We start from the raw sequence: 12,793 nt of genomic DNA on the forward strand, positions 1-12,793 counted from the left end.
AATATACAGCTTCCTCTGCCGCTGAGTCACCCCCCCCGACTACCGCCACTTCCTTACCACTGAAAAGGGGAGATGCACCATCACAGATGGCACAAGCTGAGATCCCATTACTCCAGTACTGAGCTTCGCTGGGTAAATGCAACCGTTTCGCTGTCGCCCCGGTAGCAATCACAATACTATGGGTTTTTACTTCCCGTTCCTCAGAGCGGACAGTAAAGGGACGCTGACTTAAGTCTACAACGATCACATCTTCGGTATAGCATTCAGTGCCCCAGCGTTCTGCTTGAGCCTTCATCCGTTCCATTAATTGAGGTCCGGTGATTCCCTCTGGGAAGCCAGGGAAGTTTTCTACTTCTGTAGTAGTCATCAGCTGTCCACCAGGGATTCCCCCAGCTTGAAAGCCTTCAAACATTAAGGGTTTCAGGTTAGCTCGTGCCCCATAAATCGCTGCTGTGTAACCGGCAGGACCAGAACCGATGATGACAAGATTTTCTACAGAGGAGTTGGACATCTGATAAACAAACTCATAACGACTACGTTTTCAGTATAACTGAGTATACCATATACAACTTAGCGAATGTTGTAAGACATTTAAATTGTGAATAGGGGCGCTTTGGAGGTAAGAATTCAGCTGACTGCTGACTGCTGACTGCTGACTGCTGAAAAGCGTACAACCTGACTTTATCAAAACAGAGGTACATTAAAACTCATACCTGTACCGAAAACTGTCCCATCAAAATTAATTCTGGAGTTGGAAGAAGAACCAAAGCTTTGTCCAGCATACAAATAAATTTGACTATTACTAGAAATCTTATAACTGACACGACCAATTAACTGATGATAGTTATCATACCGTTCCCTTTCGGTATAATCAGATAAGGCAAGTTGGTAACTAAGAGCTGCTTTAAATCGGGGATAGGGGTAATAGGCTAAAGATGCTCTGAAAACATTACTAATCTTAGAGCGTGTCTCTGGATCAGCAAAACGTAGGTTTAACTTATAGGACGTATCTAAGGCTAAGTCCTTTGCTAACCAATCCCGTCGGCTGAGTCTAAGATATACAGAATTATAATGAGCGAAGCGATCGCCTCCCTCTTGCTTGAATAACTGTTGATTGCTCCATCCTAACTCCCCATAGGTTCTTTTCAATAACTTCTGACGAACTCCTAGGTTAACTTTCAGTTGATTATAATCAAGTTGGGATCTATCTCCATAACGCACTATATTACCACTTACTGAGGTTATGAGCTTAGTGTCAGGTCCGAGGGATGGTACAGCTAATAGGGTTAGTCCTGGTCTCAACAGACCATCATCAACTGGATCGACTCCAGCGAAAATATTATCGCTTCTGAAATAACTGACTCTACCCTGTAAATATACTGTAGGTTTAGGGGGAGTCGGTGGTTTTTCTTGGAGCCGCAAACGGAGCACCCCCAGTTCCGGGTCTCCATCATTAGCGTTGGAATCTGAGTTTGAACTATTATCTCCAGAAGCAGGTTTACCTTGAGATATCTGTGACCTGTCAACTACCTCAGTTGAGCTAGAACTCGATGAATGCTCACTGACAACAAAGGAAGATAATAGTTCTCCACCACTCCCGATTTTAACCTGAGATAACTTAGGAGTACAATGCTGTTTTACCTGATCAGTATTAGCTTGGTGTTCTGTACCACTAAAAACTAAACTGACTGCTGGCTGATGGGAAATACTGTCTATGGGGTAACATCCAGACCAAGCGGGTTTACTGATGGTCAGTGTACTTAAGAAAATCAGATGTCCCAAAGTAGCTAAATAGGTTTTTTTAATCTGGTGCTGGGGAGGATGATCATCCTCAGAGTTGTCGTGATGTTTTTTATTTTTTGAAACCATATTTAATTTAAAAAAATATCGTTAAATTAATAACAAATTAAGATAATAAACATTAATTTTTTTTTAAAAAAAATAATAAAGTTCAATCATGATAGTTTAATACTCATTACTCTAGAATAGTCGTTGCTAAGCTGTGAGCGGTCTACAGGGTTTTTCCTAACAATGAGGTACACAGTATTTTTGGCCTGCTCCCTGCTCCGAGGCTCCCTTCCCCCCTTACTAAGGGGGGTTAGGGGGGATTTCTGCTCCCTGACTAAAAAATAGACAAGTTAAATGAGCAACAGCTTACCAAAATTGATCAATGCAGGTAGGGTATTTTTCTCCCAGCTAATAATTACTAACCACCAGCGGTGTTTTCAGGATTGACTAACCTGTATTTCATACTACTCTGAAGAAAAAATATCCTGACTTGACTTAGAGCCTACAGAATGTCGTATAGGAGAGTTTTGTACCTACTCTTCGAGAAGGCAACGCCAAAGCCCCGTAAGCTATCAGCTAATGCGCTACCTCAAGCGCGTCGTTCGCACAGCGTGGCCAAACGCGCCCCGCGTGGCCTAAAGGCCAAGGCCAAAGCCTGTGCCACCCACGCTACTTGAGGTTCTGATCGGGAAAGTTCCAGGGTCTAAAGCGCGACTGCATCAAGAAAAGAGCTAAGCATTCGTTTAATCTCTGTTAAATCAGCTGATAGCACCTCAAGTAGCACCATCTGTAGCGCATTAGCTGAATGCTGACCTCTCAACTACCTGACAATACTGACCTTTGAGCTATTGGAGTTGCCCCGTGTTTCGCAAGACAGTCCTACTACTTTCCATCTCTCTATGGAGCGTTAATTCACTAATTTGTTCTAAACCAGTCAGTGCCGAAATTCCCTTAACTAGTGCTGTGCTACAGAAGCTACGTAACCGAGTGCGATTGATTCCTCAAAATCAGTCAGCTCGACCAGCCCGTCCATCTGATGCCATGACGATAGGAGATGCACTGGTAACAGCTCGCTCCTCCATGGCTCAACTGCGCTTCAATGATGGTTCCCTAGCCCGACAAGGAGAGTTAGCTGTCTTTCGATTTATACCTAGAAGTCGTACCTTTGAGCTATCTAATGGCACACTACTGCTGTTAATTCCTCCAGATCGGGGTAAAACTCGAGTGCGTACACCCAATGCCGTGGCTGGGATTAGGGGGTCAGCTCTGTTCATGCGATATATATCTGATACCAATACAACAATTGTTGGAGCTCTGACCAATAGCGGTATTGTGGTCTATAATCGCACTCGTTCTCAAGTTCAGGAATTAAAAGCTGGGCAGATCGTGGTTATAACCGAGGATCAAATTGAGCAGGTTTATGAATTTGACCTCAGAGAGTTTTATGAAACCAGTGAATTAGTCAAAGGGCTGAATTTGACCCAGACAGGACCGGCGGATAGTCCAGATCAAGCTTTGGATTTAGTGCGAGGGGAAATTGCAGATGCTCTAGAGGCGCAAGTTCCTATTATTGGCAACAACATAATTGTTAATCCTACTTTCATTCGTCTTCGGGGGAGTGAATCGGACGAGTTTCCCAGTGCTGATTTTAGTGTGATTGATGGTGGTGTTGATGTCTTCGATCAAGATGTGGGTTCTGAGAATTCCAATGCCGATATCACTGATCAGGTTAACCAGTTAGATATCAGGTCTACCTTGGAAACCGGTGAGTTTCTTAACACTGAGCAGGAGGATGAAACTGTTGAACTGGATCCCGAAGACGTTGACAAACCACTAGAGCCGGAACCAGAACCAGAACCAGAACCCGAGCCCGAGCCGGAACCGGAACCTGAGCCGGAACCAGAACCAGAACCAGAACCGGAACCGGAACCGGAACCGGAACCTGAGCCTGAGCCCGAGCCCGAGCCCGAGCCAGAACCGGAACCGGAGCCGGAGCGTGAGCGTGAACCGGAAATTCCTGTTCAGCTACCGGATCAAGGTCAAGGAGTAGAGGATGACTTCCCTGGTCAAGGTCAAGGAGTAGAGGATGGCTTCCCTGGTCAAGGTCAAGGAGTAGAGGATGGCTTCCCTGGTCGAGGTCAAGGAGTAGAGGATGGCTTCCCTGGTCAAGGTCAAGGAGTAGAGGATGGCTTCCCTGGTCAAGGTCAAGGAGTAGAGGATGGCTTCCCTGGTCAAGGTCAAGGAGTAGAGGATGGCTTCCCTGGTTGAGGAAATCCCTGAGCTTATCAGGTTAGTTGTAGTGCTTGAATTTATTCAAGAAAAGCCGTCTTAGTCATTAGTTTTTTGTCAGCAACAGAGTGGTCTGATTATCAATCAGAGCAGGTTTACCATCACTGGTATGGCAGCTAAATGACTCAAAATAGCGACGAACTGGGGTAGGAAACTCAGGAAAGTTGAATACAGCATCACCATCAGCAATATTAGCCCAGAAGTAGCGTAGACTCGGAGCAAGTTTCTGGGCATCTGGTAACGGTAAATTTAAGGGGGGAGAAGTCAGGAGTTTCACCATGAATGGATAAGAGCGATCGCTCATCCATTCTCTAGATATCTGGGGTAGGTTTTCCCAACCAGGGACTGACTCCACTCGATGAGATTCAATTTGTAACCATCTTTTTCCTTGATTATCGGTACACAACTGCAATATCCGGTAGGGGTGAGGATAGCTAACTAATGAACCTGTGGTGATTTCGTAGACTCCCTCTTGATAGGCGATATCCTGTACATGCAAGTGACCTGTAAAGAGTAGATTGACCCCAGCAGTTTTGAGAATATTGTGTAATATTGGACCATTTTCCAAGATATACCGATGTCCCAAGGAATGGTTAGCTTGATCGGGCAAATGCTCGATCACATTGTGATGCACCATCACCAGCACCAATTTATCCTGGCACTGGGAAAGCACTTGCTCAAGCCAGATCAGCTGTTGCTGATCAAGACGCCCTACCTGTTTACCACCGGTATCGAACTGGTTAGAATTTAACCCAATCAGCTGTACTCCAGGCAAAACTTCACAGGTATAGTACAACTGCTCGGGATTTTCATAACCAAATTGGCGATAGTAGTAAGGAAATTCCTTTAGTCCAATCGAGTGTTCATTGGGTAAGATATTGGGGACATCATGATTTCCAGGTACGACGTACACTGGAAAAGGCAACTGGCTCAATCGCTTTTGTAACCAGGCATGATTGTCTGGTTCACCATGCTGGGTTAAGTCTCCTGGTAGGAGGAGGAAATCCAAGGCTTTCTGCTCTAAATCCTCCAGAATCCTTTCTAGGACTGGAATACTAACTTCTACCAAATGAAACCGATTGGGATGATCCCAGATGGTTTGGGGTAACCCGATATGTAGGTCACTTACCACGGCAAAGCGAAAATTTAAACTCATAGCTAAAACTTTTCTTGATTAAACCCTAGATTAATTATTATTAAAATTATCGCTCATGACGTTTGCTGTTATACCATTACAACTCCTTGTTTAGGTTACATTTAACTGCTCACCTAAACAATAATGGATAATCTTTAATTTAGCCTGACATAATTAGGCTTTAGTCTATAAAAAACTTTAAAGATTACATTTAGGATAAATACAGATGAGTCGGAATTGCCTTCATTGAGGTGCGACCCAAGGGCGATTTACTCGCCCGCTTAAGGCGCGCACCTAGATATCACATTTACAACTAGATTAGGGATATAACCCCTAATCCCTGATCCCCCATCCCCTGAGTAAAGTAAGGAGGTGCTAAGGTTGGCTAGAGTCCGAGTGCGACAACACGTTAATCCACTTAGCAAGCAATATCAGATGCCGGTGAGTCCTCCGGATTGGAATCAAGTTTATGCCCAAACGGCTCTTCCATTACATCTGGATATTGGCTGCGGGAGAGGGGAATTTTTATTGCAGATGGCAACACAACAACCCCACTGGAATTTTTTGGGGTTAGAAATTCGGGAACCATTGGTAAAACAAGCCAACAGTAAGGTGGTGGATTTAGGGTTGAGCAATCTCCTATTTTTGTTCTGTAATGCTAATAGTTCTATAGATTCACTCTTTAGCTCTTGGCACCCTGGTGCCTTGCAGCGCGTCACTATTCAATTTCCTGATCCTTGGTTCAAGAAGCGACAAGCCAAACGACGTATAGTGCAGCCCACCTTGGTTGATACTCTAGGGGCTTATTTGACCAGTGGAGGGGAGGTCTTTCTACAATCCGATGTGGAGGAAGTGGCAGTGGAAATGCGATCGCGTTTCGATGCTCATCCAGTCTTCTACCGGCCAGAGACTGCTTGGCTGCCAACCAACCCCCTGCCAGTGGCTACTGAACGGGAAATTTCCACCCTCGCTCGTGGTGAACCTGTGTACCGAATGTTGTTCTTTCGCCGTGATGATGTTTAAGGAATCGTGGAGTAGGAACACTGGTAGCCAAACCGCCTTCTGATTCAATCAGATCAGCGGGCTACTGGTCTGTATGCTCCTGCCCAATTTGCTTCTCCCCTATGGTTCGCTCTACCTAATTAAAGCATGAATAACCATCAAGCTGAGGCAACTCAGGCAGAAATTATGGTTGTGGATGACACACCAACCAATTTGCAGCTGCTATCTTCCATCCTGATTGAGGAAGGCTATCAGGTTAGGAGCATGATCGATGGACTACTTGCCTTGGAATCAGCATTGTCTGATCCACCGGATTTGATTTTACTCGACATTATAATGCCAAAGATCGATGGCTATGAGGTCTGTAAACAGCTGAAATCTAATCAAAAAACTCAGGGAGTTCCAGTAATCTTTATCAGTGCTTTGGATGAAACTTGGGACAAGGTGAAAGCCTTTGCTGTTGGTGGTGCTGACTATATCACCAAGCCATTCCAGGTTGAGGAAGTTTTAGCCCGTGTGGAGAATCAATTGACTCTGCACAAGCTACAAACACAACTGATTGAGCAAAATCAACTGCTGCAACAGGAAATTCGCGATCGCATTTCCGCTCAAGCTGCTTTAGAAGCCCTCAATCAAGAACTTGAAACCAGAATCCAAGCTCGCACAGTGGAACTAAGAGATTACTTAGAACAGCTACGGAACTTGGAATCGCAATTGCGTCAATCACTGGAGCGTGAAAAAGAAGTCAGTGATCTTAAATCTCGGATTATTTTTACCATATCCCATGAGTACCGTACACCTTTAATGACAATTCTATCCTCTGTGGAACTCCTAGAAAAGTACCGTCATAAATTTACTGATTCTCAGCAACTTAAACATTTTTGGCGGATCCAAGCTGCGGTCAAACATATGACTACCCTAGTCAATGATTTATTATTCATTAATCAAGCAGAATTCGATAAGTTAGAATTGAAACCAGTTGCTTTGAACTTAGTAACATTTTGTCAGGAGTTATTCTGCCCAATTAAATCAAGCCTTGGGGCTAAACATCGGCTAATATTTAGTAGTGAAAGAGACTGGGAGCCAATATTAGGAGACCCCAAAATCCTTCGACAAATTCTGACTAACATCATCTCCAATGCCATTAAATATTCTCCCGATGGTGGGACTATTTTAGTACAACTAAACGGAGATGAAGAGAAAGTCATATTACAGATAATTGATCAAGGTATTGGCATCCCTAAAGAAGACCAACCAAAATTGTTTGAGTCTTTTAGTCGTGCCAGTAATGTGGGTATAATCCCAGGAACAGGACTAGGGTTATCAATTGTCAAAAGTTGTGTAGACTCCCACGGTGGTAAGATTCACTTGGAAAGTGAAGTGGGTGTCGGAACAACCTTTACCATCACCTTGCCCAAGAATTTACCAGAAGAGGAATAAGCCGGTCACTTAATTACGCAGCAATTGGTATACAATAATAAATTGTGCCATTATTATAATCCGTCAATGCCTAAACTAAAAAGCCGCAAATCAGCTGCCAAGCGTTTTAGAGCTACTGGCAGTGGTAAAATAAGACGCCGCAAAGCGTTTAAAAATCACTTACTAGAACACAAGACCTCAGAAAGGAAGGGACGCTTGTCTAAGCTGAGCTTGGTAGACGAACGGGATGCGGATAATGTTCGCCTGATGTTGCCTTATATGTAAATCTTAACAGTAGACCATTACTGCTAACACTACTACTAAAGTAAACAAACTAGCTAGAATTAACCATGACACGGGTAAAACGCGGTAATGTCGCTCGTAAGCGGCGCAAAAAAATTCTCAAACTTGCTAAGGGGTTCAGAGGTTCCCACTCGAAACTCTTCCGCATTGCTAACCAACAAGTGATGAAAGCGCTGCGGAATGCCTATCGTGATCGCCGCAAGCGCAAGCGGGATTTTCGACGTCTGTGGATTACTCGCATTAACGCAGCAGCACGTCAAAATGGCATTAGCTACAGCCAGCTGATGGGTCAAATGAAAAAAGCCAATATCCAAATTAACCGCAAGATGTTGGCACAGCTGGCAGTGCTGGATCCAGATAGCTTTAACAAAGTGGTGGAATTAGCGGCTAAAGCTGAGTAAGCATATGCGCTACGCGCACCCTACGCGCGTCTGCGGTCAGCCTTCAGCTTTTGGCCATTCGCGTAGCGTGGCCATAGGCCAAGGCCAATCGCTGACGGCTGAATGCTTAGCAAGCTGAAAAACTTGGGTTTTGGGTAAATAGGTAATCCGTAAAGGATTAAGTTGTCGGGTGATCAAAAAACTTTGGTTATTTTGATTATTATAGATTATAATAGTTAGCTCACCCCTCTTCACTTAGTATCTTTAATTGGTATTTAATTGGTATTTAATTGGGTATTTCTTGTTCAGTTAAGTTCCTGAATTCACAGGGAATACCTTACATTTTTACCAATTTCTTTACCAATTTTGATTCCCCAACCGATGCTTAAGCAAAAATTCTTCAACTTTGGTATGGTATTCGGATTGACGGCGATGTCTTTTTTGACACCGTTACGGGTTGGGAGTGCTCAACTTGAGGAAATAGAGCAGCGGGGTCAGTTGATAGTTGCTGTCAAAGATAATCTGCGCCCTTTGGGATATAGGGATGCCGATGGCAAGTTACAAGGATTGGAAATTGACTTAGCACGACGTCTAGCAGAAGAACTGTTAGGTAATTCTGATGCGGTGGTGTTGCAGCAGGTGGGAAATCTTGACCGACTTAAGGTGGTTTTGGACGGTGAAGTTGACCTGACAATTGCTAGAGTCACAGCCACAGCACCTCGCCGCCGATTAGTGGATTTTAGTATCCCCTACTACCTGGATGGCACGGGTTTGATTACTAAAGACCCCTTAATTACCAGATTGGGTGATCTCCATAGCAGAACCATCGCCATACTCAATCATTCTAGCACAATTGCCGTCGTGCAGTATGCTTTACCGGAATCTAGGGTGGTGGGAGTAGATTCCTACCAAGAAGCGCGATCGCTTTTAGAAAATGGTAGGGCTGATGCTTTTGCTGCCGATAAGAGCATTCTCAGTGGCTGGGTACAAGACTATCCTGAGTATCGGATGCTACCAGTGTGGCTCTCGGGTGAAGCCTTGTGTGTGGTGATGCCTAAGGGGTTACAATACACCAAGCTAAAGCAGCGCGTGAATAATGCGATCGCACGCTGGCAAGCAGATGGTTGGTTAGCTCAACGAGCAACTGTTTGGGGATTACCATTAAGAAGAAAAACTGTCAAGCCTTATGAATGATACACTGCCAACTATTTATCTCTCAGTTTTGCTAGTCCTACTTGCTGGTGTTACTGTCGCTGTGCTGCGCCAAGTTCTCAAAACTCGTAAAATTGAAACCACTCTCTCTCGGTTGGAAAAAAAGCTGCAAAAAGACCGGGGGACGGTTATAGAGTATTATGAATTGGGCAGTATTTATGCGGACAAGAAGCTCTTTGGTCAAGCTATCCTACTATTTCAAAAAGCCTTGAAAGGGACTGATGCTGAGGACGAAAACCTTGCTCCTGTCTATAATGCTTTGGGTTTCGCCTATTGTGCCAAAGAACAGTATGATCTGGCTATTCGCCAGTACAAAGAAGCCTTGAAGCAAGAGCCTGGATATGTCACAGCCCTCAACAATCTCGGTCATGTTTACGAGCGCAAGCAATTAACAGCTCAAGCCTTAGAAGCTTATGATGAGGCGCTCAAGTATGACCCCAAGAATTCTACCGCTAAGCGTCGAGCAGAATCTCTCCGGAAACGCTTGGTTACACCAGCTTGAATAAAGTCAGAAGTATCAAGTATCAAGCATGAATTATCAAGGATGAATTTAGTTGTCCTACTACTTCTGGTACACCAGCGATTAAGCACAGCTTATCCATATCAAGGGTTAACCATGGTTGCTTGAGCGCTAGATTGGCAAAGGGACTCTCAGGTGGGACCTCTAACTGGCTACCCACTAAGCCTAAGCGGGATTTAAAATCACCGTTGAAGTAGAGAATATTGCCTGAGAGGGTGCTTAAGACATTGTCATTTAGAGGGACTTGCCAGCCAAACTTAGCGTGATTGTAGCTGAAGCGGCACAGGGTATTCTCTCCTTGACGGACGGTGACCCGATGTTGATATCTGGTAGGGCGTTCGCGTAGCGTGACCTTTGGTCGTTCGCATTTTTCCCAGGTGAACTCAGCTATCTCTTTTGGTAATCCCCAAATTTCTCGACCACCTGCGACAGAATCGTGGTTATCGACGTAGATGTGGGAAATCCAGCCGCCAGTTTTGCGGGAATAGCGCACTCTGCCAGCAACTACAATTAATTCACTGTATTCTAGGACTGACCCTGAGCCGTACAGGGATAGATACACCCCACCTAGAGTCTTTCCTGGCCAGAGGGAGACGATGTCAAATTCTGGGGGAATTAGCGATCGCACTCGCTCAATATCAATCAGCTGCAAGGTTTGGATGGCGTAGCCTTGTAGTGTCCAGGGTGGGTTTGGGTAAGTCATCGGAACATCCTCTAGGTAAAATGCTTAATCCGTTGATTTTTGTGAAAGGAATCCAAGATTATGCCGATTATGATAAAAATTACCAATTTAGTCAATTAGTAAAATTTACATATAATCGAGATAATCGAGAACAGTAGCACCAGCACAAGACAATGCCAGATACACATATTCGCTTTGATTGGGCAATCAAAAAACTGCTGCGGAATAAAGCTAACTTTGGTGTTTTGGAAGGGTTTATAAGTGAGTTGTTGCATTTTGATATTACCATCAAAACCCTTCTGGAAAGCGAAGCTAATCAAGAGACACTCGATGATAAAACTAACCGAGTTGATATTCTCGCTGAAACCACGGATGGCGAGCTTGTCCTGATTGAAGTACAAAACAACCCTCAACACGATTATTTCCACCGTATGCTCTACGGTGCGTCTAAGTTAGTCACCGAATACTTAGACAAAGGTCAAGAGTACGGTCAAATTAAAAAAGTCTACTCAATCAATATAGTCTACTTTAACCTGGGAATGGGAGATGACTATATTTATTCCTATCGGGGAGAGTTCATTGGGGCTAATCTCGGGGATATCCTGCAACCGACAAAAACTCAGGAATTTAAATTTCACATCAATAAAGTAGCAGATATCTTCCCAGAATACTACCTGCTGAAAGTAAGGAATTTTAAGGATTTAGCGAAAAACCCCTTAGATGAATGGATTTATTTTCTGAAAAACAGCGACATCAAAGCGGAATTTTCTGCCAAAGGAATAGCCGAAGCCAAGGAGGCGCTACGAGTTAATAATTTATCAGAACAAGAACGAGTAGCTTATGAGCGTTATATCAACAACAAGCGTGACGAAGCCAGTATCCTGAGTACCCAAGAGCTTGAGACCAAATGGCAAGTGGAACAGGCAGAAATTCGAGGGATGGAAAAAGGGATGCAACAAGGTATCCAACAAGGAAAACAAGAAGGTATTCAACAAGGTATCCAACAAGGAAAACAACAAGGAAAAAAAGAAGAAAAAATAGCAGTCGCCCGTTCCTGCCGGGAACAAGGTTTAGATGTGGAGACTATTATGAAAATCACCCAACTTTCTCGGGAAGAGATTGAATCAATTTAGAATTTAGAATGCGCGAATTTAGAATGCGCGGATTTGTAATTCACCATTCACCATTCACTCTTTCTTCCTTAATGGGGTTCCCCTGGCCAGATTTGGGTGAATGACGTTCAAGATTTACCTCTTCCCGATTCCCTGGGCACAGGGTATTTTTTAGTAAAATTTACCTATAATCGAGATAATTGAGAACAGTAGCACCAGCACAAGACAATGCCAGATACACATATTCGCTTTGATTGGGCAATCAAAAAACTGCTGCGGAATAAAGCTAACTTTGGTGTTTTGGAAGGGTTTTTAAGCGAGTTGTTGCATTTTGATATTACCATCAAAACCCTTCTCGAAAGCGAAGCTAATCAAGAGACCCTCGATGATAAAACTAACCGGGTTGATATTCTCGCTGAAACCACTGATGGCGAGCTGATCCTGATTGAAGTACAAAACAACCCTCAACACGATTATTTCCACCGTATGCTCTACGGTGCGTCTAAGTTAGTCACCGAATACTTAGACAAAGGTCAAGAGTACGGTCAAATTAAAAAAGTCTACTCAATCAATATAGTCTACTTTAACCTGGGAATGGGAGATGACTATATTTATTCCTATCGGGGAGAGTTCATTGGGGCTAATCTCGGGGATATCCTGCAACCGACAAAAACTCAGGAATTTAAATTTCACATCAATAAAGTAGCAGATATCTTCCCAGAATACTACCTGCTGAAAGTAAGGAATTTTAAGGATTTAGCGAAAAACCCCTTAGATGAATGGATTTATTTTCTGAAAAACAGCGACATCAAAGCGGAATTTTCTGCCAAAGGAATAGCCGAAGCCAAGGAGGCGCTACGAGTTAATAATTTATCAGAACAAGAACGAGTAGCTTATGAGCGTTATATCAACAACAAGCGTGACGAAGCCAGTATCCTGAGTACCCAAGAG

The 12,793-nt window shown here is 43.8% G+C and carries 14 protein-coding genes; 9 read left to right on the plus strand and 5 right to left on the minus strand.

Translation table 11 applies throughout. From position 1 onward, the window contains the following. On the minus strand, positions 1–511 hold a 511-nt coding region (locus F6K53_RS27010), incomplete at its 3' end, for an FAD-dependent oxidoreductase (RefSeq protein ID WP_293082751.1). A 173-nt stretch (positions 512–684) separates the two neighbouring features. Then, positions 685–1,869 carry a hypothetical protein gene (locus F6K53_RS27015; protein ID WP_293019414.1) on the minus strand — a complete coding sequence of 395 codons (1,185 nt, stop codon included), beginning with the start codon at positions 1,867–1,869 and terminating at the stop codon, positions 685–687. A 780-nt stretch (positions 1,870–2,649) separates the two neighbouring features. Between F6K53_RS27015 and F6K53_RS27020 the strand changes: the two genes are divergently transcribed. Continuing rightward, on the plus strand, positions 2,650–4,056 hold the full coding sequence (locus tag F6K53_RS27020; protein WP_293071489.1) for a FecR domain-containing protein: 1,407 nt from the start codon (positions 2,650–2,652) through the stop codon (positions 4,054–4,056). 67 nt (positions 4,057–4,123) lie between these two features. Here F6K53_RS27020 and F6K53_RS27025 read toward each other — a convergent pair whose 3' ends face one another. Continuing rightward, a complete protein-coding gene (locus tag F6K53_RS27025; protein ID WP_293071490.1) occupies positions 4,124–5,233 on the minus strand; it encodes a metallophosphoesterase in 1,110 nt (369 codons plus the stop codon). Between the two features lie 360 nt (positions 5,234–5,593). Between F6K53_RS27025 and trmB the strand changes: the two genes are divergently transcribed. The 4 genes from trmB (at position 5,594) to rplT (ending at position 8,337) form a co-directional block, all read left to right on the plus strand. After that, complete coding sequence (gene trmB / locus F6K53_RS27030) at positions 5,594–6,235, plus strand: tRNA (guanosine(46)-N7)-methyltransferase TrmB (RefSeq protein ID WP_293019419.1); 642 nt, start codon at positions 5,594–5,596, stop codon at positions 6,233–6,235. A gap of 126 nt (positions 6,236–6,361) precedes the next feature. Next, on the plus strand, positions 6,362–7,654 hold the full coding sequence (locus tag F6K53_RS27035; RefSeq protein WP_293082754.1) for a hybrid sensor histidine kinase/response regulator: 1,293 nt from the start codon (positions 6,362–6,364) through the stop codon (positions 7,652–7,654). Between the two features lie 66 nt (positions 7,655–7,720). Next, on the plus strand, positions 7,721–7,918 hold the full coding sequence (gene rpmI / locus F6K53_RS27040) for a 50S ribosomal protein L35 (protein ID WP_071107370.1): 198 nt from the start codon (positions 7,721–7,723) through the stop codon (positions 7,916–7,918). Between the two features lie 65 nt (positions 7,919–7,983). Beyond that, positions 7,984–8,337, plus strand: coding sequence for a 50S ribosomal protein L20 (rplT, locus tag F6K53_RS27045; protein ID WP_008186586.1), 354 nt, complete (start codon positions 7,984–7,986; stop codon positions 8,335–8,337). A gap of 36 nt (positions 8,338–8,373) precedes the next feature. Here rplT and F6K53_RS27050 read toward each other — a convergent pair whose 3' ends face one another. After that, a complete protein-coding gene (locus F6K53_RS27050) occupies positions 8,374–8,514 on the minus strand; it encodes a hypothetical protein (RefSeq protein WP_293071492.1) in 141 nt (46 codons plus the stop codon). Between the two features lie 234 nt (positions 8,515–8,748). Between F6K53_RS27050 and F6K53_RS27055 the strand changes: the two genes are divergently transcribed. After that, the gene (locus tag F6K53_RS27055) at positions 8,749–9,510 is read left to right on the plus strand and encodes a transporter substrate-binding domain-containing protein (protein ID WP_293071493.1); all 762 of its coding nucleotides are present in this window, start codon (positions 8,749–8,751) and stop codon (positions 9,508–9,510) included. After that, positions 9,503–10,030 carry a tetratricopeptide repeat protein gene (locus tag F6K53_RS27060; RefSeq protein WP_293071494.1) on the plus strand — a complete coding sequence of 176 codons (528 nt, stop codon included), beginning with the start codon at positions 9,503–9,505 and terminating at the stop codon, positions 10,028–10,030. Before F6K53_RS27055 ends, F6K53_RS27060 begins: the two co-directional genes overlap by 8 nt. Positions 10,031–10,052: 22 nt before the next feature. Here the strand turns inward: F6K53_RS27060 and F6K53_RS27065 are convergent, their stop codons facing one another. Then, positions 10,053–10,751, minus strand: coding sequence for an acetoacetate decarboxylase family protein (locus F6K53_RS27065; RefSeq protein WP_293071495.1), 699 nt, complete (start codon positions 10,749–10,751; stop codon positions 10,053–10,055). A gap of 152 nt (positions 10,752–10,903) precedes the next feature. Here F6K53_RS27065 and F6K53_RS27070 point away from each other — a divergent pair, with 152 nt between their 5' ends. Then, positions 10,904–11,863 (plus strand): Rpn family recombination-promoting nuclease/putative transposase, encoded by a 960-nt coding sequence (locus F6K53_RS27070; protein ID WP_293082757.1) that lies wholly within the window; start codon positions 10,904–10,906, stop codon positions 11,861–11,863. A gap of 207 nt (positions 11,864–12,070) precedes the next feature. Further along, positions 12,071–12,793: Rpn family recombination-promoting nuclease/putative transposase (locus F6K53_RS27075; protein WP_293082760.1), on the plus strand; the 723-nt coding region annotated here is incomplete at its 3' end.

Source organism: Moorena sp. SIO4A1 (genome assembly GCF_010672065.1).
Taxonomy (GTDB): Bacteria; Cyanobacteriota; Cyanobacteriia; order Cyanobacteriales; family Coleofasciculaceae; genus Moorena.